The sequence below is a fragment of the Nitrosomonas sp. JL21 genome, from assembly GCF_009833095.1.
In the GTDB taxonomy this organism is placed as follows: Bacteria; Pseudomonadota; Gammaproteobacteria; order Burkholderiales; family Nitrosomonadaceae; genus Nitrosomonas.
This window is the reverse complement of the sequence record NZ_QRCB01000043.1, coordinates 16,089-37,799: the sequence shown is the minus strand read 5'-3', so window position 1 is coordinate 37,799 and position 21,711 is coordinate 16,089. Positions and strand designations below refer to the sequence as shown.

The 21,711-nt window shown below is 48.2% G+C and carries 21 protein-coding genes; 11 read left to right on the top strand and 10 right to left on the bottom strand.

The features are described 5' to 3' along the window. Window positions 1-12 precede the first annotated feature (12 nt). From sufB to ABF87_RS12395, 6 genes are all read left to right on the top strand, one after another. Window positions 13-1,449: a Fe-S cluster assembly protein SufB gene (sufB, locus tag ABF87_RS12420; protein WP_160829441.1), complete on the top strand. Its 1,437-nt coding sequence runs from the start codon at window positions 13-15 to the stop codon at window positions 1,447-1,449. Continuing rightward, complete coding sequence (gene sufC / locus ABF87_RS12415; protein ID WP_160829440.1) at window positions 1,446-2,240, top strand: Fe-S cluster assembly ATPase SufC; 795 nt, start codon at window positions 1,446-1,448, stop codon at window positions 2,238-2,240. Before sufB ends, sufC begins: the two co-directional genes overlap by 4 nt. After that, window positions 2,237-3,538, top strand: coding sequence for a Fe-S cluster assembly protein SufD (sufD, locus tag ABF87_RS12410; protein ID WP_160829439.1), 1,302 nt, complete (start codon window positions 2,237-2,239; stop codon window positions 3,536-3,538). Before sufC ends, sufD begins: the two co-directional genes overlap by 4 nt. 2 nt (window positions 3,539-3,540) lie before the next feature. Next, on the top strand, window positions 3,541-4,800 hold the full coding sequence (locus ABF87_RS12405) for a cysteine desulfurase (RefSeq protein WP_160829438.1): 1,260 nt from the start codon (window positions 3,541-3,543) through the stop codon (window positions 4,798-4,800). Next, entirely contained in the window at window positions 4,800-5,279 is a 480-nt protein-coding gene (sufU, locus tag ABF87_RS12400) for a Fe-S cluster assembly sulfur transfer protein SufU (protein WP_160829437.1), read from the top strand. The genes ABF87_RS12405 and sufU overlap by 1 nt, the downstream gene beginning before the upstream one ends. 120 nt (window positions 5,280-5,399) lie before the next feature. Then, a complete protein-coding gene (locus ABF87_RS12395) occupies window positions 5,400-5,960 on the top strand; it encodes a NifU family protein (RefSeq protein ID WP_160829436.1) in 561 nt (186 codons plus the stop codon). A gap of 61 nt (window positions 5,961-6,021) precedes the next feature. Here the strand turns inward: ABF87_RS12395 and ABF87_RS12390 are convergent, their stop codons facing one another. The 7 genes from ABF87_RS12390 to ABF87_RS12360 form a co-directional block, all read right to left on the bottom strand. Next, window positions 6,022-7,032 (bottom strand): kelch repeat-containing protein, encoded by a 1,011-nt coding sequence (locus tag ABF87_RS12390; protein ID WP_160829435.1) that lies wholly within the window; start codon window positions 7,030-7,032, stop codon window positions 6,022-6,024. Window positions 7,033-7,207: 175 nt separating this feature from the next. Further along, the gene (gene efp, locus ABF87_RS12385; RefSeq protein ID WP_160829434.1) at window positions 7,208-7,771 is read right to left on the bottom strand and encodes an elongation factor P; all 564 of its coding nucleotides are present in this window, start codon (window positions 7,769-7,771) and stop codon (window positions 7,208-7,210) included. Between the two features lie 82 nt (window positions 7,772-7,853). Further along, window positions 7,854-8,990 carry an elongation factor P maturation arginine rhamnosyltransferase EarP gene (earP, locus tag ABF87_RS12380; protein WP_160829433.1) on the bottom strand — a complete coding sequence of 379 codons (1,137 nt, stop codon included), beginning with the start codon at window positions 8,988-8,990 and terminating at the stop codon, window positions 7,854-7,856. 13 nt (window positions 8,991-9,003) lie between these two features. Continuing rightward, window positions 9,004-10,350, bottom strand: a complete 1,347-nt coding sequence (rimO, locus tag ABF87_RS12375; RefSeq protein ID WP_160829432.1) for a 30S ribosomal protein S12 methylthiotransferase RimO — start codon at window positions 10,348-10,350, stop codon at window positions 9,004-9,006. A gap of 208 nt (window positions 10,351-10,558) precedes the next feature. Beyond that, window positions 10,559-10,783 carry a hypothetical protein gene (locus ABF87_RS12370; RefSeq protein WP_160829431.1) on the bottom strand — a complete coding sequence of 75 codons (225 nt, stop codon included), beginning with the start codon at window positions 10,781-10,783 and terminating at the stop codon, window positions 10,559-10,561. Between the two features lie 32 nt (window positions 10,784-10,815). Then, window positions 10,816-11,484: a hypothetical protein gene (locus tag ABF87_RS12365; RefSeq protein ID WP_345789914.1), complete on the bottom strand. Its 669-nt coding sequence runs from the start codon at window positions 11,482-11,484 to the stop codon at window positions 10,816-10,818. 99 nt (window positions 11,485-11,583) lie between these two features. Next, entirely contained in the window at window positions 11,584-12,498 is a 915-nt protein-coding gene (locus ABF87_RS12360) for a LysR family transcriptional regulator (protein WP_160829429.1), read from the bottom strand. 192 nt (window positions 12,499-12,690) lie between these two features. Here ABF87_RS12360 and ABF87_RS12355 point away from each other — a divergent pair, with 192 nt between their 5' ends. The 4 genes from ABF87_RS12355 to ABF87_RS12340 all read left to right on the top strand — a co-directional run bounded on the left by ABF87_RS12355 (window position 12,691) and on the right by ABF87_RS12340 (window position 17,862). Continuing rightward, window positions 12,691-14,112, top strand: a complete 1,422-nt coding sequence (locus ABF87_RS12355; protein WP_160829428.1) for a form I ribulose bisphosphate carboxylase large subunit — start codon at window positions 12,691-12,693, stop codon at window positions 14,110-14,112. A 79-nt stretch (window positions 14,113-14,191) separates the two neighbouring features. Continuing rightward, a complete protein-coding gene (locus ABF87_RS12350; protein WP_107803688.1) occupies window positions 14,192-14,548 on the top strand; it encodes a ribulose bisphosphate carboxylase small subunit in 357 nt (118 codons plus the stop codon). A gap of 115 nt (window positions 14,549-14,663) precedes the next feature. Continuing rightward, window positions 14,664-15,470 carry a CbbQ/NirQ/NorQ/GpvN family protein gene (locus tag ABF87_RS12345; RefSeq protein WP_160829427.1) on the top strand — a complete coding sequence of 269 codons (807 nt, stop codon included), beginning with the start codon at window positions 14,664-14,666 and terminating at the stop codon, window positions 15,468-15,470. Window positions 15,471-15,534: 64 nt separating this feature from the next. Continuing rightward, complete coding sequence (locus tag ABF87_RS12340) at window positions 15,535-17,862, top strand: nitric oxide reductase activation protein NorD (protein WP_160829426.1); 2,328 nt, start codon at window positions 15,535-15,537, stop codon at window positions 17,860-17,862. 154 nt (window positions 17,863-18,016) lie between these two features. Here the strand turns inward: ABF87_RS12340 and ABF87_RS12335 are convergent, their stop codons facing one another. Continuing rightward, a complete protein-coding gene (locus ABF87_RS12335) occupies window positions 18,017-19,201 on the bottom strand; it encodes a DNA-binding response regulator (RefSeq protein ID WP_160829425.1) in 1,185 nt (394 codons plus the stop codon). A 191-nt stretch (window positions 19,202-19,392) separates the two neighbouring features. Between ABF87_RS12335 and ABF87_RS12330 the strand changes: the two genes are divergently transcribed. Then, a complete protein-coding gene (locus ABF87_RS12330; protein ID WP_160829424.1) occupies window positions 19,393-19,665 on the top strand; it encodes a TMEM165/GDT1 family protein in 273 nt (90 codons plus the stop codon). 22 nt (window positions 19,666-19,687) lie between these two features. Here the strand turns inward: ABF87_RS12330 and ABF87_RS12325 are convergent, their stop codons facing one another. Then, window positions 19,688-21,025, bottom strand: coding sequence for an ATP-binding protein (locus tag ABF87_RS12325; RefSeq protein WP_160829423.1), 1,338 nt, complete (start codon window positions 21,023-21,025; stop codon window positions 19,688-19,690). Beyond that, window positions 21,025-21,708 carry a response regulator transcription factor gene (locus tag ABF87_RS12320; protein ID WP_160829422.1) on the bottom strand — a complete coding sequence of 228 codons (684 nt, stop codon included), beginning with the start codon at window positions 21,706-21,708 and terminating at the stop codon, window positions 21,025-21,027. The genes ABF87_RS12325 and ABF87_RS12320 overlap by 1 nt, the downstream gene beginning before the upstream one ends. Between the last annotated feature and the right edge of the window lie 3 nt (window positions 21,709-21,711).

Genomic DNA, 21,711 nt, shown 5'->3' with positions numbered 1-21,711 from the left:
GGAAAAAACCAAATGAGCGCTGTATTGCAGAGTCTGGTTAATCAACCGTACAAACATGGCTTCGTTACCGACATTGAATCTGATATTGCTCCTAAAGGACTGAGCGAAGAAATTATTCGCCTGATTTCGGCGAAAAAGAATGAACCTGAATGGCTTCTTGCCTTCAGGCTGAAGGCTTATCAGCACTGGTTAACCATGACTGAGCCGGAATGGCAAAATGTTCGATATCCAAAAATTGATTTTCAGGACATCAGTTACTATTCAGCTCCGAAACCTAAAAAGAAATTAGCCAGCATGGATGAAGTCGATCCGGAACTGCTGCGTACTTTCGAAAAGCTCGGCGTGCCAATGCATGAACGAGCAGCTCTTGCCGGCGTAGCTGTTGACGTCATTTTTGATAGTGTTTCTGTCACTACGACCTATAAGCAGAAACTTGCGGAAGTAGGCATTATTTTTTGCTCGATTTCAGAGGCGGTGCATACGCATCCCGAACTCATCCAAAAATATCTGGGCACCGTAGTGCCAGTGGGTGACAACTATTTTGCAGCGTTGAACTCCGCAGTATTCACCGATGGCTCGTTCTGCTTCATTCCCAAAGGGGTTAAGTGTCCGATGGATTTATCGACCTATTTCCGGATCAATACCGAAGGATCCGGGCAGTTCGAGCGCACGCTGATCATCGCGGAAGAAGGCGCTTCGGTTTCGTATCTGGAAGGCTGCACTGCACCACGATTCGATACCAATCAATTGCACGCCGCAGTGGTTGAGCTGGTCGCATTGGACAACGCCGACATCAAATATTCAACCGTCCAGAACTGGTACGCTGGCGATGAAAAAGGCATCGGCGGCATCTATAACTTCGTTACCAAACGAGGCTTAGCCAAGGGTATCAATTCGCGAATTTCGTGGACGCAAGTTGAAACAGGATCGGCAATCACCTGGAAATATCCCTCCTGTATCTTGCGGGGTGAAAATTCCGTCGGGGAATTTTATTCCGTTGCAGTCACGAATAACTATCAGCAGGCCGATACGGGAACCAAAATGATCCACATCGGCAAGAACACTCGCAGCACCATCATCAGCAAAGGGATCTCAGCAGGCCATTCCAATAGCAGTTACCGCGGATTGGTTCGGGTTGCACCAACGGCGGAAGGCGCGCGAAATTATTCGCAGTGCGATTCCATGCTGATCGGCGATCAATGTGGTGCACATACCTTTCCTTATATTCAGGTACATAACAATAGCGCCCAGGTTGAACATGAAGCTTCGACTTCAAAAATCGGCGAAGATCAATTGTTTTATTTTTCTCAGCGTGGTATTGGCGCAGAAGAGGCTGTTTCAATGATTATCAATGGATTTTGCAAAGATGTATTTCAGCAATTACCGATGGAATTCGCCGTTGAAGCTACAAAATTATTGAGCTTCAAACTGGAGGGCAGCGTCGGATGATTAACCCAAATAGCACGCCTATTCTTACTGTTCGAGGATTACGCGCCAGCATCAACGGTACAGAAATTCTAAAAGGCATCGATCTTACGGTTAAAAGTGGAGAAATTCACGCCATCATGGGGTTGAATGGATCAGGCAAAAGCACCTTCGCCAAGGTGTTGGCTGGTCATTCGGCCTATGAGGTCACTGGCGGATCGATACAATTCGAAGATAAAGATCTGCTGGAATTACCCCCAGAAGAACGTGCCCGTGCCGGATTGTTCCTTGCCTTTCAATATCCCATTGAAATCCCGGGCGTAGCGAACACACAATTTCTCCGCTTGGCCTATAACACAGTACAAGCACAGCGCGGCAAGGAAGAGCTCGATCCACTTGAGTTTGACGATTTCGTACGGGAAAAAATGAAATTGCTCGAAATGAAACCTGATTTTCTTGATCGTAGCGTCAATGAAGGCTTCTCGGGCGGCGAAAAAAAACGTAATGAAATTCTACAAATGGCTTTGCTTGAACCCAAGCTGAGCATCTTGGATGAAACCGATTCCGGACTTGATATTGATGCGCTCAAAATCGTTGCACAGGGTGTCAATCAAATCACCAATAAAGATAATGCAACTATTTTAGTCACACATTATCAACGCTTATTGGATTATATCGTGCCGGATTACGTCCACGTCATGCAAGCAGGACGCATCGTCATAACAGGAGGCAAGGAACTGGCGCTCGAGCTGGAAACCCGTGGATATGACTGGATTAATGAAAATAACTCATCAATTGCTGGAGTTCTCGCATGACTGAATCACCTCATGCTGATTACCTGGCAGGTCTATTGAGATCCTGGTCTGAAAAACCCACTCGACCCTTGTCGTGGTTAAATGAATTACGTGCAGAGGCGATCGATCGTGTCAGTAAACAAGCGTTCCCAACCAAGCGCGATGAGGAGTGGCGGTTTACCGATATTTCAACGTTGACCCATTTGCCTTACTTACCGTCTCGACCAGAAACATCTCTTCAGCTCCAGGATATCGATCATTTATTTCTGCCCGAAGCAAAAAATCGCCTGGTGTTTGTGGATGGTCATTTTCATCAACAGCTATCCTCCCTTAAAAATCCGGATGAGCTGATCATCGGCAATTTACCCGATTTTTCAGCGTCGCATTCATCGATTCTGGAATCACATCTAGGCCAGCATGCGGCATTCGACCATAACATATTTACTGCATTGAATACCGCATTTCTGCGAGATAGTGCATTGTTGATAATTCCCAAGAATACGACCGTCGCAGATCCTGTTCATCTACTATTCATCGCAATACAGCCTGAAGTCACGAGCTATCCGCGCTGTTTACTGATCGGTGAAATGGGAAGCAGCGTAACGCTGGTCGAAGAATATGCGACACTTGCGCAATCCGCCTATATCACCAATTCAGTGACCGAGATTGCTCTTGCAGCCAATGCGCATGCCAATCACGTGCGAATCCAACGTGAAAGCAAGCAAGCGTTTCACTTGGCAAATTGCTCAGTTGCGCTTGACCATGCCAGCCGCTACCAATCAACCAGCCTGTCACTCGGATCGCAGATTTCACGCTATAACTTGGATATCCGTTTGGCGGAAGAAGCGGCCGAATGCTCTGTCGATGGGCTTACATTGATTTCAAACCGTCAATTAGCGGATACCCATACCTGCATCGATCATGTCAAACCGAATGGCACGAGCCATCAGCAGCACAAATGCATCGTCGATGGAGCCGCACATGCGGTATTCAATGGAAAAATCATTGTCCGACCACATGCTCAGCGTACCAATTCGTCGCAATCGAGCCGTAATCTGTTGCTGAGCAAAACCGCACAGATCGATACTAAACCGCAGCTCGAAATTTTTGCGGATGATGTCAAATGTGCGCATGGCGCAACCGTAGGACAGCTCGATCCAGAAGAAATTTTTTATCTGAAAAGCCGTGGCTTATCTGAAGTGGCTGCACGCAATCTGCTAACTTACGCATTTGGCGCAGAGATCATCAGTCGTATCTCCATTCCTTCGCTCAAGCAGCAGCTAGAACAAATAGTCTTAAATCAGACTCAAAGCAATTAGCCATGAATTCAGTCACTATTTCTCGGCAAGCCGACGATTTTTCCGTTTTCGATGTCGATCGAATCCGCGCCGATTTTCCTATTCTGCAACTCAAGGTGAATGGAAGACCATTGATTTATCTGGATAATGCGGCGTCCAGCCAAATGCCTCAACCAGTGATCGACCGACTGGTGCGCTACCAAACGACGCAACACGCCAATATCAATCGCGCTGTACATTATTTATCAGAGATTGCAACGACGGAATATGACAATGCACGTTGCAAACTGCAGCAATTCATCAATGCGCGCGAAGACCGGGAAATCATTTTCACCAGCGGCACAACCGACTCCATCAACCTGGTCATGCATGGCTACGGACGCAAATTCATCAAGGCTGGCGATGAAATCATTCTCACCACGCTGGAACATCACTCCAATATCGTGCCGTGGCAAATGCTGGCCCAGGAAAAAGGTGCAATAATTCGCGTGGTTCCCATCAATGACCAGGGCGAATTGGACATTGATGAATATGAAAATCTGTTCAATGAGCGCACTAAGTTTGTCGGATTAATCCACGTTTCGAACGCGCTGGGCACCATCAATCCGATTCGGAGAATGATTGAATATGCCCATCGATACAGTGTTCCAGTACTGATCGACGGCGCCCAGGCAGCGCCTCACATGACGATAGACGTGCAGTCACTCGATTGTGATTTTTATGCCTTTTCGGCGCACAAACTATGTGGCCCGACCGGTGTAGGCATATTGTATGGTAAAGCGACCTTGCTGGAAGCCATGCAACCCTTTAAAGGCGGCGGCGACATGATTGCTTCAGTCACGTTTGAAGAAACCATCTACAACACTATTCCGCATAAATTTGAAGCAGGCACCCCGCCTATCGCTGCCGCCATTGGTTTTGGCGCGGCCATTGATTATTTGACAACCATTGGGCTTGATCAGATCGCCGCGTATGAGCACATGCTTCTTGACTATGCTACAGCAATCTTATCCGAAATACCGGGTGTCAAAATTATTGGCACGGCAGCAGAAAAAACCGCAGTCATTTCTTTCACGCTGGACGGAATTCATCCGCACGATATCGGCACGATTCTGAATCAAGATGGAATTGCAGTCCGTACCGGGCATCATTGCGCGCAACCGGTCATGCAACGGTTCAAAGTGCCAGCGACTTCACGTGCTTCTTTTGCTTTCTATAATAAAAAAACAGACGTTGATGCTCTGGCAACCGGTATCAAGACTGTTCAGAAGGTTTTCCTATAATGCACACGAACTCATTGTATCAGGAGGTCATTCTTGACCATAATCGCAAGCCAAGAAACTACGGTCAACTGGATCCCGCCAGTCATCATGCCATAGGACATAATCCGCTCTGTGGCGACCGGTTGGACATTACGCTGCAGCTTGAGAATGATCACATCCACAACATTGCATTTCAGGGAGAGTCCTGCGCGATCTGCAAAGCATCTGCTTCGATGATGACGACAGTTGTGAAAGGAAAATCCCGCAACGACGCCGAAACCCTGATTCAAGAATTTCGGGAACTGGCAACGGGCAAGTTGGATACCAACCAACCACATCACTTGGGTAGATTAACCGTGTTCTCAGGCATACGCGATCTGCCGACACGCGTCAAATGCGCCATTCTGCCGTGGCATACGCTGCATGCCGCGCTCAACGCCATTGCCAATACTTCCACCGAAACCCATGATGAAACGCAGGCTTTATCGGGCAATTCTTAGCTTGTCATATGACGGCAACAACATGCTTGCATAGGCTTTGATGCAAAACTGAGAACTTCTTCTTTCGGACACTGCCATAACAACCTTTGCTGAAGATCAATCACAGGAATCAGTATAAAAATGCCTAAAATTGCTGATATTGAAGGAACGCCAAATAAAAATGCCTTGAAATTCATTCTCAAAGAGCCTTTGACCTGGGGAATCGCTCGATCTTATGATAACGCCGAAGCCGCCCAAGATGATCCCTTGGCATCGGCATTATTTGATATTGATCACGTAACCAATGTTTTCTACATCGATCACTGGATCACCGTCACTCAGGATGGAGAAGCCAATTGGCAGGATCTGGCGCGCGAAATCGCCGATCCGATCCGTGCTGCACCTGCCGCCACCGCACAATCTGCGGAAACAGTCGCTGCGGCCAATAGCGTTCTTGCAGAACTCGGCCCGGAAGATCAACTTCGCCTGGAAAGAATCAATGTCCTGCTCGATGAAGAAGTGCGTCCCTACCTGCAACACGACGGCGGCGATTTGCATATTCTAGGGCTCGAAGGCAATATTCTGCGTATCCACTATCAAGGCGCATGCGGTACATGTCCCAGTTCCATTTCCGGCACCTTGCGCGGAATCGAAAACATGCTGAAAACGATTGAGCCTGATATCCAGGTCGTGGCGATTTAACGCCCATTTGTGCTATCTCATTCGCATGTGCAGCGTAATCCCGCCCATAATCCAGGCCGGTTCATCTGGGTTTAACCACAGGCGGGGTAAATACTTCATTGACCTGACTAAACGATCCACCCGGCGTCGGACCGCCACTGATGACATATAAACGTCCGTTCACAGCTGCTGCACCCAATCCATGCCGTGCTGTTGGCATCGGCGCCATGCTGCGCCATTGATCAGTCGCCGGATGGTAGGCTTCGTTGGCGCTGAATGTACCTTCTTTCGATTCGCCACCAACCACATATATCCACTCATCAATGACACCCGCAGCAATGCCGCTTCGTGGCGTTGGCAATTTCGCACGGCTTCGCCACTGCTGAGTTTGTGGATCGTATTCTTCAACCGTCGCCATATTGCGGTGATAATCCAGTTCCGGGCGGCCGCCGATGGCATACAAGCGAAGATCAGCCGCGACGACCGCAAGATGATCCCGTGGCGTAGGCATGGGCGCACCCGATGACCATGTATTGGTCTTCGGATCAAACACTTCCACTGCATCAGAATTGCGCTTGCCATCATATCCGCCGAGCGCATATAGGCGATTCTGATGCACAGCAACCCCAAGGGCTCCACGAGCGGTGGGCATCGGCGCTAGCTCGCGCCATTCCTGAGTTGCCGGGTTGTATTGATACACTGTAGCCGCTGCTTGCCAAACTGATAGTCCTGATTTAGTAAATCCGCCGATCACATACAACATACCATCCAGCGATGCGATCCCGGCATGATGCCGGCCTTCTGGTAATGACGTGGCAATCGACCAAGAATCCGCAGCCGTATCATAGATCTCAACATCCGTGCTGATAGCGAATTTCAACGCATTCTGCAAATTCGGCTTATTAAATCCACCGACCACATAAATTTTACTGCCAATGGCAGCAGCAGCGACTTCGGTCCGTTCGGTCGGTGCGGAGGAAGCAATCGACCACGCACCTACTTGAGAATCATCCGCTCGAACGGATCGAGTGGAAGTCAGTGAAGCAAGCAGTATGAATAAGGCTAAGGCGACAGAAGATCTCGAGATAATCATATAAAAACTCCCTGTAAGCAGTGATCAATCAATGGACTCAGCGATCTCATCCAAAACGGGGTTCTTGGTTTGAGTTCGAGATGACTCTCATCGTTCTCGTAAGCGAGAGAATCATACTTACAAAATAAAAAAGGCGGCTTTTAGCCGCCTTTGGTAAAGAATGCTCAATTACCCATCACACACGCTTCCTGAACTCATTGGTATGCGGATCAATATCAATTTTGTCGCCGATTTCCACAAATGCAGGGACTTGAATTTCAAAGCCTGTTCCAAGCAACCGTGCCGGTTTCATGATCTTGCCGGTGGTATCGCCTCTGACAGCCGGTTCAGTATATTCAACTTCACGGACGATCGAATTCGGCAATTCCACTGAAATCGCCTTGCCTTCATAAAAAGTCACCTGGCAGACATCTTCCATGCCATCGATGAGATAGTTCAGGACATCTTGCATGTTGTCCGCCTCTACCTCGATTTGATTGAAATCTGCATCCATGAATACATACAATGGATCGGCAAAATAACTATAGGTGCATTCTTTTTTGTCAAGAACGACCAGATCAAATTTTTCATCAGCTTTATAGACAGTTTCCGTCGTAGTGCTGGAAAATAAATTCTTCAGCTTCATCTTGACCACTGAGGCATTACGGCCCGATTTGGTAAATTCCGCTCGTTGTATGACCATAGGGTCATTGCCTATCATGACGACATTACCTGAGCGCAGTTCCATTGCGGTTTTCATAGTGTAGTTCTATTCCAAATAAAAAATAATTAACAAGATGAAAGCATTGAAACTCATCAATGCCTAATTTATAAACGGCGAATTATAGCTGATTTTCGACAAACTGCACCAGATTGGATGTCAAATCATTCTGTTTCAGCAATTGATCAACCCAATCGTTATTGTGCTGCATCAAAGACTTCCGCAACGCCACGAAGTTCATCCAAATATTGAAATTGAAATCATCTTTTCCGTTCCAGCCAGTCCATAAGGCTTGCACCGCATTCATCGTTTCGATTTCCATCTGAGCAGTATAAAGATCGAGAAATGCATTCAATTTATTCCAGTGCGCACCCTCGGTTTGCGGATAAATCGTCCAGATAAAGGGTTTGGCAGCCCACTGCGCACGAACGAATGAATCCTCACCGCGCACAATGTTGATATCACAACTCCATAACAATCGATCATATTCGGCTTGCTCAAGCCAAGGAAAAATCTGCACCGTCAGAGGGCCACATTTCAGCAGTTTCTCATGATGAGCACGTCCGTCCAGAAAAATTGAGATCCGATCAGCCGCTTTACCCTCTGGTACAAACAATACTACAGGCTGAGAGGATTCGCAGAAAATCTGAATCAACCTTTCCACAGGCGCCGTTTCATAACAAAAAAGCGAAATCCTTATTTCTGCCGATGCCCGCTCGAGGAAACTATGGTGCTGCAAGAATTTCTGCTCAGATCGAGCATCAAATGCTCTCCTCTGCGAGATCAGATGACATTCCCGCAACAATCCGCCCGTTTCCGGCATGAAACCAGGAAAGAAAAATCTTTTCGTCAGCGGTAGGACAGGATGTGGTGAAGGTAATCCATGATACTGAGGCACCCATGATTCCGCACTCAGATATTCGAGATTGATCCAAACGGCCGGGTGTTTTTTTACGGCCATCTTCTGCATATAATCCGCAGAAAGTTCACAGCCAAAGGCCTCAATCACGACATCAGCCGGCTCAGCGTGCGCAATCACCGGTTGCTGCCAAAGGTAAATCTCAACACCGTGCAGTCGCTGCTGCTGACGCTGTGGATCAACGTCATGAGCGATACGGGCAAAACTCGTCAGGTCATCCACCCAAAGCCGCACCGACCGATGATGTTCAGCCGCGAGTTGCCGAGCCAGGCGCCAACAAACGCCGATATCGCCATAGTTATCAATGACCGTACAGAAAATATCCCAGGAACGGCGCATGAACGATCAATGATCAGTCATGCGCCTGTTTGACCACGGTAGCGAACAAATCATGTGCGTCAGCAGCCTTGATCTCAACGTCGATCAAATCTCCTGGTTGCGCATCGACAACGTGTTCAACGTAGACCAATCCATCGATCTCAGGCGCATCAGCGCTGCTTCGCGCAATCACACCTTGGTCTGTCACTGCATCGATCAATACAGTCATCCGTTGACCAACCTTGGTCGCGAGACGCTGCCGGCTGATATCTTCCTGCAATTGCATGAACCGGGCGCGCCTTTCCTCTTTCACCGCCTCAGGCACAGGATCGGACAACTGATTGGCTGCTGCCCCTGCAACGGGGGAATAGGCGAAACATCCCACTCGATCCAATTGGGCTTCCTGCAAGAAATTCAATAACTCCTCAAATTCCGCCTCGGTCTCGCCAGGAAAACCGACAATGAATGTGCTGCGGATCGTGATATCAGGGCAAACCTCACGCCATTGCTGTATTCTCACCAGATTGTTCTCAGCATTGGCGGGCCGTTTCATTGCTTTGAGTATGCGCGCATTGGCATGCTGAAACGGCACATCCAGATACGGCAATATTTTTCCTTCTGCCATTAAGGGAATCACCTCATCCACATGGGGATACGGATAGACATAATGCAAGCGCACCCAGACACCGAACGAACCCAATGCTTGCGCAAGCTCGGTCAAGCGAGTCTTGATGGGTCTGCCCTGCCAGAAACCCGTTCGATATTTGATATCGACTCCATACGCGCTGGTGTCCTGCGAAATGATCAACAATTCCTTGACGCCAGCATCGACCAAGTGCTCTGCTTCCTGCAATACCTGGTGTATCGGTCGGCTCACTAAATCACCGCGCATCGATGGAATAATGCAGAATGTGCAGCGGTGATTACAACCCTCGGATATTTTGACGTAGGCATAATGCCTGGGCGTCAACCGAATTCCCTGCGGGGGTATCAAACTGGTGAAAGGATCATGCGGCTGAGGCAGATGCTCATGGATTGCCGACATCACCTCGGGCAAAGCCTGTGGCCCTGTCACAGCCAATACCTGTGGATGCGCTTTTTTGACGACTTCGCCATTTTCTTTGGCTCCAAGACAACCGGTCACGATCACCTTGCCGTTCTCCGCCAGCGCTTCGCCGATCGCATCCAGTGATTCTTCGACGGCGCTATCAATGAATCCGCAGGTATTGACTACCACCAAATCCGCATCCTCGTAAGAAGGTGATATTTCGTAGCCTTCTGCTCGCAATTGGGTGAGGATGTGTTCGGAATCGACCAGTGCTTTTGGGCAACCCAGTGAAATAAAGCCTACTTTTTGTGCAGCATTCTTGGATGAGGACATGAACGTAAAAAACTATGACTAGTGAATGATATTGAGCGAATTCAATTAAATTTTCAATCTTTCAAAAAGATTATTATCGGGAATAAACGTAATGAAATCACCTGCCGGGAGTTCGATGACGAGAGAGTGCTCCACTGACGATATTCATTGAATGACAATCCTGAAGGTAAAAAGCAGGCACTGAATGAAAATACTCTGTCGATGCGGATTAGTCGGCGCCGACGAATCGTGCGGCATCGATGATAGACCATAGATGAAAAATCCCGCCAATGACCGCTGGAATGATCAATACCGCAAAGAAGTAGCCAATCCCGGCAATTGCGAAAAATAAAAATGCCGACAAAATCCGCCCTTGCACCAACTGTCCCAAACCGGGGATAAAGAAACTACATACTGCTGCAAGTACATTGCCGCCAGATCCTTGTCCTGTCATTACATTCTCTCAGTGATAATTATTAAATGGCTTTATTTGGCGATTGTATCGTCATTCGATCGAACCTGCTCATATTCCAAATCTATGCCTATCATATCACCCGCCATTTTCTTTTCGCGCACCTCTTCCGTATTTCCCATTTTATTCAACCATAATGATGCATCATGAATCAGCACGTTCAATTGATTGATCTCTTCGGGCGATAACGTCTTGTTCTTATTGATTCGAGCTTTGAAATATTGCAGGTTGTTTAAGAAATTTCCCATGATATCCTGGACGGTTCTCATGGTAGCTTTCAGCACTTTGAGTTTCTCCTCCTGCAACTCCAATTCTTTGATCGATTGCAAATGGTTAATCCGTTCGCGATGCAGTTCATCCATTTTCACTTTTTGTATCAACGCCAATAATGCAGTAATCCAAATTGCAAAAATTGATAATCCCCGGTTGGCAATGACTTGATACGTGGGCGACAGACTTGGCGGCGACCCCAAATATCCGATTCCTACGAATACGGTACAAACCACCGCAACGATCAGCGTGAAATACTTTTCCGGGGATTTTAATGACATCAGCACCACGACAATATAAGGTACCCCACTGGCAACGCCGAGAGGCGTAATGAAATCCACCGCCAGAATGATGATCGATAATAGGCTGCATGCCAGATAAACGCTGCGGTCTACGATCTCTTGATCATTCACTTTTCCCTCGGAATGGTTAGGGTTCCTCATACAATCACAGAGTAGGATGAATCTTACATAGAATAGTGAACAAGGATGTGATTTAAATCACACATCAATTTATTTTTTAGATTCATGCATCAACTTTTCAGCTTCTTTCAATAAAAATTCCCTGAACGCATTGGCCACACCGGATAGGCGCTTATTTTTCCTGTTCACCACATGCCAATAGCGAATGATCGGAAAGCCTTGGACATCCAGAACCTTCAACCGCTTGGTTTCTAGTTCCAATTCCGCAGTGTGACGGGACATAATACCTAATCCCATTCCCGCCTGCACAGCTTGTTTGATGGCTTCCGTGGTATCCGTTTCCATGCCTTTCTTGATTTGAATGTGATGTTCGGCAAAGAAACGTTCCATAGCGCTGCGTGTCCCGGAACCGGATTCGCGCACTAAAAAAATTTCTTTCTGCAAGCGCTCGACCGGAATATTGCGTTCCTTGCACAACGAGTGATCCGGCGGTGCAATGACCACCAATGGATTTTCCATGAATGACTCACTATCGATATCCGAGTCTTCCGGGGGTTGCCCCATGATGGCGAGGTCGACCAAATTATCCGATAGCTGTTTCAAGACGGTTTCACGATTTGAAACGTTCAGACTCACTGTCACCCCGCTATAACGCTGACAAAATTTTGCCAGCAAATGCGGGGCAAAATAATTCGCCGTCGTCACGACCGAAATATTCAATTTGCCTCGTTCCATTCCTTTCAACTCATCCAGCGCAACTTCCATATCCGCGAGTTGCTGAGAAATGGCACGACTGTATTGATAAAGTTCGCGTCCCGCTTCTGTCAGGTAAATCCGCTTACCCAGTTGCTCGAACAGCGGTAAACTGATATTGTCTTCCAACTGCTTAATCTGCATTGAAACAGCCGGTTGAGTCAGATGAAGCTCATCCGCGGCGCGTGAATAGCTCAAGTGTCGGGCCACAGATTCAAATACTTTTAATTGTCGCAACGTAAGATGTAGCATGGTATATTCTAGGCAATTCTCATAACCATCACCTTATCATAAATATCAGAATTACTGATTTGTTCTTATAGATTATTAGCGCTATCATGCGTTCCATGTAGTAGCGATGTTTGATGTTCGTAACGCAATGTCCTCTCTTTTCGGTCTGATCAGTTAGCTGGAGTTGAGTGGAATCTAATAGGAGAAAATATCATGGCAGTAAAAACATATAACGCAGGTGTTAAAGAATACCGGCAAACCTACTGGACACCTGAATACACCCCGTTGGATACGGATCTTCTGGCCTGTTTCAAAATTACCCCTCAACCCGGCGTACCTCGTGAAGAAGTCGCTGCTGCAGTAGCCGCAGAATCTTCCACCGGTACCTGGACCACAGTGTGGACCGACTTGCTGACCGACCTGGACTACTACAAAGGACGCGCCTACAAGATTGAAGATGTACCTGGAGATGACACCTGCTTTTATGCTTTCGTGGCATACCCGATTGATCTGTTTGAAGAAGGTTCTGTCGTTAACGTACTGACCTCGCTGGTCGGTAACGTGTTTGGTTTTAAAGCGTTACGCGCCCTGCGTCTGGAAGATGTGCGCTTCCCGATTGCTTACGTCAAAACCTGCGGCGGCCCTCCTACAGGTATTCAAGTGGAACGCGATCGTTTGAACAAATATGGCCGTGCACTGTTAGGTTGCACCATCAAGCCTAAGCTGGGTCTGTCTGCCAAAAATTATGGCCGTGCCGTATATGAATGTCTGCGCGGTGGTCTGGATCTGACCAAGGACGATGAGAATGTTAACAGCCAGCCTTTCATGCGTTGGCGCGATCGCTTCCAATTCGTAGTGGAAGCTTGCCAAAAAGCAGAACGTGAAACCGGAGAACGTAAAGGCCACTACCTGAACGTAACAGCACCAAACCCAGAAGAAATGTACAAGCGCGCAGAGTTTGCCAAGGAATTGGGCGCACCGATCATTATGCATGACTACTTGACCGGTGGTTTAACAGCCAACACAGGATTGGCTAACTGGTGCCGCAATAATGGAATGCTGCTGCACATCCACCGTGCTATGCACGCTGTGCTTGACCGCAATCCGCACCATGGCATTCATTTCCGCGTTTTAACCAAAGTGCTGCGTTTGTCTGGTGGTGATCACCTGCACTCCGGTACCGTGGTTGGTAAACTGGAAGGTGACCGTGCGGCAACCCTCGGCTGGATCGACACCATGCGTGACAAATTCGTCAAAGAAGACCGCAGCCGCGGCCTGTTCTTCGACCAAGATTGGGGTTCTATGCCAGGTGTATTTCCAGTTGCATCGGGTGGTATTCACGTTTGGCACATGCCAGCACTGGTTGCAATCTTCGGTGATGATGCTTGCTTGCAGTTTGGTGGTGGTACCCTGGGTCATCCATGGGGTAACGCTGCGGGCGCTGCGGCTAACCGTGTTGCATTGGAAGCCTGCGTAGAAGCACGTAACCAAGGTATTGAAATCGAGAAAGAAGGCAAAGCGATCTTGACCAAGGCAGCCAAAAGTAGTCCAGAACTGAAAATCGCCATGGAAACATGGAAAGAGATCAAGTTCGAGTTTGACACTGTTGACAAACTGGACGTAGCCCACAAGTAAGCAATACATAGCCAAAGGAGAAAGGCTGATGATTAAACACTGCTTTTCTCCTTCATCTCACTAAAGTTAAGGAAAAATAATGAGCGAAGTAATCGATTACAAATCACGTGTCAGTGATCCAGCAAGCCGTAAATTTGAAACATTTTCCTATCTGCCTGCCATGGCCGACAAAGATATCAAGAAACAAGTGCAATATTTAATCAGTAAAGGCTGGAACCCAGCCATCGAACATACCGAACCTGAGTATGTTATGGACTCTTACTGGTATATGTGGAAATTGCCAATGTTTGGTGAAACGGATGTAGAACGCGTGCTGGCAGAAGCTGCCGCATGTCATAAAGCTAATCCAAATAATCATGTTCGGTTGATTGGTTATAATAATTTCAACCAATCGCAAGGTACAGCGATGGTGATATACCGCGGCAAGACCGTATAAGTCATAACGGGTTTCGAACCCTGAAACCCCCTTACCCCTATCACAGGGCCGGGGGTTTTTTTTGACCGGAATTCGTGGAACCATGTTTCTAAGATAACTATCACAGGAGCTCATCATGAGCGATATCATCGATCAATATCGTGTTACTAAAGAACCCTATTACCATCCGGTAGCCGATGAAGTGCAATTGTACGAAGCAGCCTATTCGGTGCGCATGCCCATGATGCTGAAGGGCCCGACCGGTTGCGGCAAGACTCGTTTCGTCGAATACATGGCGTGGAAACTAAAAAAACCACTCATTACCGTAGCCTGTAACGAAGACATGACCGCTTCCGATCTGGTCGGTCGCTTCTTGTTGGATGCTAGTGGTACACGCTGGCAGGATGGTCCGTTGGCAGTGGCTGCACGTTACGGCGCAATTTGCTATTTGGATGAGGTGGTGGAAGCACGCCAGGATACTACCGTAGTCATCCACCCTCTCACCGATAATCGCCGCGTACTGCCGCTGGAGAAAAAAGGCGAATTGGTCCAAGCACATTCGGATTTTCAGATCGTCATTTCCTACAACCCAGGGTATCAGAGTTTGATGAAAGATCTAAAACAGTCGACTAAGCAACGTTTTGGTGCATTGGACTTCAATTATCCCAATCATGAAGTCGAAAGCGAAATTGTAGCTCACGAATCTGGCGTATCTAATGAGATTGCCGAAAAACTGGTATCGATCGCTGAACGTGCGCGCAATTTGAAAGGTCATGGCTTGGACGAAGGTATTTCCACTCGCATGTTGATTTATGCTGGCAGTTTGATCGCCAAGAAAGTCGATGCGCATGCCGCATGCCGCGTGGCGTTGGTGCGTCCGATTACCGACGACCCGGATATGCGCGATGCACTCGATGCCGCAGTTAGCACGTTCTTCAACTAATCCAGTAGATCATTACTCCGTTTTACCCCGCTGAGAATGTTTTAATTCATTAACAGGTGCCGCCATGAGTATCAATCTGGATGATTACAAAGAATTACTTGAAGATCTGGAACCGGAATCGGTCGAATTGCTCCATCATGCCTGGCCAGAAGCTGTCAAGATCTTCTCGCCGCGCGGCCTGGATAATTACCTGAAAGGAGCATCGGCGATCCGGGGCTTGGGACGGGGGCGCAGCTTGGTCGATTGCTGGATCGACGAGGTTCCGTTGGTCGCTAAGGAAATCGGCGAAGACATGGTCGGTGATCTGGCCACCTCGCTATTGAGTCTCGCTTCACGCACATCCGGCGCCGTCATCGAACTGGTGCTGGCAACCTCGCCGACCGCTGCCAAAAGACTGGGCGATACCCATCTGTTTCAGAATTATCTGCAATTCCTGAATACCTTGATCGCGCAAGCGCCGCGCGGCATCCGCCCGATGCTCGGCAAACTGGATATCCTGTTCGGACAATTGACACTGGGCGGCTTGCGCCGCTGGGCCATGTGGGGCGCACATGCGCACCGCACCAATTACGAAGAGCAAATCCGCTATTTTGGTTTGGAATCGAAAGAATCCCTCGCAGTATTGCAGAAAGAACGCAAAGGTACCTTGTTCGTCGACGTGCAACGCCGTATCAATATGTATCTGCGCGCATTGTGGGGACGGGATTTTTTCATGAAACCAACATCGGGCGACTTTGAAACGCGCGAGGGTTACAAGCCTTTCATCGAAAATTATTTTATTAATCTGCCTGATGCCTACGACGCCTATGGCGATGTATCGGCAACGGAAGTGTACCGAGCCGCTGCAGCGCATGCTGCGGCACATCTGGTCGAAACCCAGCAACCGATTTCTGCGGAAAGTTTAAATCCGATGCAAATGGCCGTGATTTCGGTCATTGAAGATGCGCGTATCGAAGAGCTGTCGATCCGGCGTTTTCCTGGCTTGCGCCAAACGTGGTCGGCATTGCATAGCGCCACACCGGACATGAATGCATCGATGGGCGATTATTTGAACCGCTTGGCGCGCGCACTGCTCGACCCGGATTACCAAGACAAGGACCCATGGATCGTCGAAGGACGGAAACTATTCAAAGCGGCAAAAGACCAGCTCCATAGCCACAAAACCTCGTGGGAAATCGGTGTACAACTTGCCCATAGTTTCATAGACAAACGGATTCCGTACAACCCCCGCACCGACATACTCACCGCGCCGTATCGAGATGACAATCGCTATTTCTGGGAATTCGAAGAGTTCGATTTCAACAAATCGCTGTCGGCCGGTTACGATGCGCCGAAACAAGTGCGCAAATACGTCAACGTCATGGAATTTGCCAACGAACTCGACGTCGAAACCGCCGGAGACGACGCAGAGGAAATCTGGGTCATGGGCACCGAATTCTTCCCGTACGAAGACATGGGCGTCTCGTACAACGATATGGAAGGCAAGGAACCGGTATCGGCCCCCTACCACTATTCCGAATGGGATTATCAAATTCAACTTGAACGTCCGGATTGGGCCACCGTTCAGGAAAAACGCGCCAAACTGGGTGACATGCAGTGCATCGACGACATCGCCAACCAATACAAACGCGAAATCGCACGCATGAAATTCCTGCTCGACGCGATGCAGCCGCAAGGCACCCGCCGCATTCGCAAGCTCGAAGATGGTGACGAAATCGACATTAATGCTGCGATCCGCTCGCTGATCGATATTCGCATGGGCATGCAACCCGATCCGCGCATCATGATGCGGTCGGTACGCAAGGTACGCGATATTTCCGTGCTGGTGCTACTCGATCTGTCCGAATCGACGAATGAAAAAGTCGCCGGACACGACTACTCCGTACTCGACCTGACACGCCAGGCAACTGTGCTGCTCGCCAACGCCATCAACAAAATCGGCGACCCGTTTGCGATTCACGGTTTCTGCTCAGATGGTCGGCACGATGTCGAATACTTCCGCTTCAAGGATTTCGATCAGCCCTACGACGAAATTCCCAAAGCCAAACTCGCCGGCATGTCAGGACAGCTTTCGACCCGCATGGGCGCGGCCATGCGCCACGCCACGCACTACCTGAAACTGCAAAAATCGGCAAAAAAACTACTGCTGGTCATTACTGACGGAGAACCAGCCGATGTGGATGTGCGCGATCCTCAATACCTGCGCCACGACACTAAAAAAGCCGTCGAAGAAGCCGGCCGCTCCGGTATCCTAACCTATTGCATGAGCCTGGATCCACGCGCGGATCAATATGTATCGCGCATTTTCGGTGAGCGCAATTATCTGGTGGTCGATCATGTGGAGCGGCTACCGGAAAAACTACCGGTGTTGTATGCGGGATTGACGAGATAAACCAGTATCACACTAAAAAATACTGCGTTCCACCAGCTCAAATATGTACCACTTGGCGTTGAAACCAGGCTCATCATCTGCTCAGAGCTTCAAGAACTGCAGGGATTGAACCTGGTTTCGCCTTGCCTAATCATTACTTTTTCTTAAGATTTACCTACCGGGAGAAACTCTCAAAGGGTAGTTTAGAGGGATCCGGCAAGCCAACAGGCTGCTGAAAATGTTGCTTGGCATAGGCAAAGAGACTGAATCGGTTCTTAATGCCCAACTTACTGAAGATCGATGTCAAATGATTGCGGAGAGTATGCTCACTCATGCATAACTTTGCCGCAATCTGTTTATTCTGTTCTCCTCCCACCCCATCCGAGAAAGCTCGGAGAATCATGCATTCTTTTCGAGTAAGGGTTGAAATTTTTTCAGCATCGGGGTCGTGTGCCATTTTTCCGCGAAAACGGGAATTCTGAAGAAAAATACGACCCGTGGTAATCCGATCAAGCCACAGCTCACCATCGTGGATTTTTTCAATCGCCCTCACAATGGTGTGCATGGGTTCTTTCTTGTGCACCACGCCTCTCGCACCACTCAGGACTGCGCGATCGATGATTTCCTTATCATGCGTTTCAGTGAAAATAACCACGCGCGTGTTTCCATTATGGGTGAATTCAGGAATCAAATTGATGCAATCCTCATCTCCCAGAGAGATATTAAGAACAACAATGTCTGGCTGCTTTTCCATGACCCGTTGCTTGGCATCAGAAATATTAGTCGCGGTTGCCACCACCTCCATGGCTGGTTGCTCATTACCAATCAGCTTTTCTAACCCCCACAGCACAATTTGTTGATCATCGACTAGTAGCACTTGAATCGGTTTAGTAGCGGATTCTTTCTTTTTGCTATAAATAGTTGTCTGATCAATACCGAAATATCGGCAAAAACTCGCTTCGAAATTTCGCGCGAACTTATCCGTCGGAGATTTGATTGAATAACCTAATGCACTAGCTGCGTTGAGCGTGCGTTGCACAATCAGGTCAGTAGCGTAGGCGGTAAAATAAATACCGAGATTTGACTGATCCGGTTGTAAATTCAACTGTTTCACTAAGCGTATGCCATTACAATCTTTTAGTTCAACATCCGTTAAAATGAGATCTGGCTTATTTTCTCGTGCTTTTATCAATGCTTCTTTACCTGCAGCACAAACCCCTGTGATATGGTAATTCCACTCTTCCAGCATTTTTTTAAAGGTTTTTCCGGCTATGTATTTATCGATAACGACGAGCACTTTGGCGGCCCCCATTTTTTTATGTGAAGCTCCCGAAAGTACCTGCTCTGCTTTGTTGGTCATATAGCTTTACCTTTTTTAATCGCACTTAAATTTGTTTTCAATACATCGCCTATTGATAATTAGCCTATATTGCGGCCTTTACTTATTTCGGATGAGATCTTTAAAACTTTAAAATTTTTTATGGCTGTACGCATTTAAAAGCAAGCTGATAATATGACAGCATGACATGAATTAACTGAGGTCGATTAACGATGAATTACACACTGCTGCTGACCGTCTTCATGACGGTTTTTATTGCAGAACTGGGAGACAAAACGCAATTGGCAACACTTCTTTTTGCAGCCGATAAGGAGGTCAGCAAGCTGACGATATTTGCAGGGGCCTCATTGGCCCTCATCGCCACGTCAGCCATTGGCGTTCTGGCCGGTGGTTTCATTTCTGATCATATCAGCGCTAAGCACTTGCAATATATTGCCGGTGCTGGGTTTATTCTGATTGGAATATGGACTCTGATAAAAGCGTGAGTTAGAAGCACTGCGCCCACGCTTATTTTTTCTTAAGCCTCAGGGTGATGCAAGCGCCGGTAGGATGATTGTTCTGAATTGTCAATTCACCCCCGTAGACCTGAATGATATCGCGCACGATCGCCAAGCCAATACCATGTCCAGGGGTAGATTGATCAGCGCGTACGCCGCGTTCCAGGATCCGTGCAATTTCATGGGATTGAATGCCCGGCCCGTCGTCCTTTACCTGAATCTCCACCCAATTTCCCTGACAAGTTGCTGATATGCCGATACCCATCCGACACCACTTAAACGCGTTGTCGATCAGATTACCGAGCAATTCCATCAAATCCCCTTCATCAATTCGTAAGCTGATGGTCTCGGGGATATCGAGGTTGATCTCAGGATGCTTACTTCGATAAGCCATTTTCACCGTCATGATGATTCGGTTAACCATGGGAAGTAATATGAGCAAACCCATACCTGGTGAGCTTCCGGCAGTGGCGGCACGGCGCAATTGATAATGCACGATGTTATCCATGCGCTCAATTTGTTCGTGAATCGTCTTGCGGCGCGACGACTCATCCTCGTCGCTATTGAGAGCGCCCTGTAGAACTGCCAGCGGTGTTTTGAGGCTATGCGCCAAATCGGCCAAACCATTCCGATAGCGTTTCTGCTGTTTATGCTCATGATTGATCAACGAATTGATGCTGTCAGTCAACAATCTCAATTCGCTAGGATACATCCCCTTAAGATTCTCCTGCTGACCTGATTCTATCGCGGCAAGCTCGGCTGATACTTTGCGAAGCGGCTGCAAGCCCCACCGTAACGCCAGCATTTGCATTGCCAGCAACAGCATCACCATGGTTCCGAGCCAGCCCCAAAGATCTTCGCGATAACGATCCATTTGGGCATCAAACGATTCCGTGTTGATAACGACACTGAACGTCAGCGGATATTCGCGCAACTCTGTTTCCCAACCGATCCGGTAGCTATACATGAAGTACGGCTGACCATTGATTAGAATTTGAGAAAATTGTTTCTCTCCCTGGGCGAGAAGCGGAATCGCCGGGATTTGCTCACTCAACGATGACGTTGAGCGCCAGACAAGGGTATTAGCATGATCGAGGATGAATGCATAGGCATCTGAATTCACATGGCCGAATTCCGCATCGAGCAAATTGGTGGATACATCCAAAGCGCCCGATTCCTCTACTTCGGTATCGCCCATGATCATCAGCAATTTTGCAAACAGACGGTCTTGTACTCCCAATCGGGCGCTATCGTAAAAAGCCCGGTCCATGGTCAACGCCATGCCGACGATAAAGATCAGCAATACCAGCACCGCGCTGGATAAAACGCGCTGGTTCAGCGACATCATCAGGATTTATTGCAGGCCAGCGTGAATCGATAACCGCGCCCGCGCATCGTTTCAATCGGGTTCAGAACACCATCGGGATCGAGCTTGCGTCGCAAGCGCCCCACCATGACTTCAAGCACATTACTGTCGCGATCTTCGTCATGCGGATATAGATAATCGGCGAGCGTGTGTTTGGAAAGGACTTCGCCATGGTGGCGGATTAGCTCTTCCAGCAAGCGATACTCAAAAGATGTCAGCTCGATATTCTCACCGTTGACAGTCACCAATTGCGATGCCACGTCGAGAGTAATAGGACCGCATTTCAGCAAGGTTTGCGGAATACCGGTCGAACGGCGCAGCAAGGCCTTCATTCGGGCTTGCAATTCTTCCATCTGAAATGGTTTGGTCAAATAGTCATCTGCCCCCATTTCCAGACCCGTCACTTTATCTTGCCAACTGCTGCGAGCGGTCAAAATCAAAATCGGCAACAAAATTCCTTTTTCACGCAGGACCTTGATAATCTCCAACCCGGATTTACCCGGTAAACCGATATCAATAATGGCGGCATCCAATGGATATTCGGTCGCAAAAAACAATCCTTCGTTCCCGTCGCTGCAAGCATCGACCATATATCCGGCCACTTCCAGTTGCTGGCGAATCTGATCCTGCAATTTGATCTCATCTTCGATAACCAGAATGCGCATTTA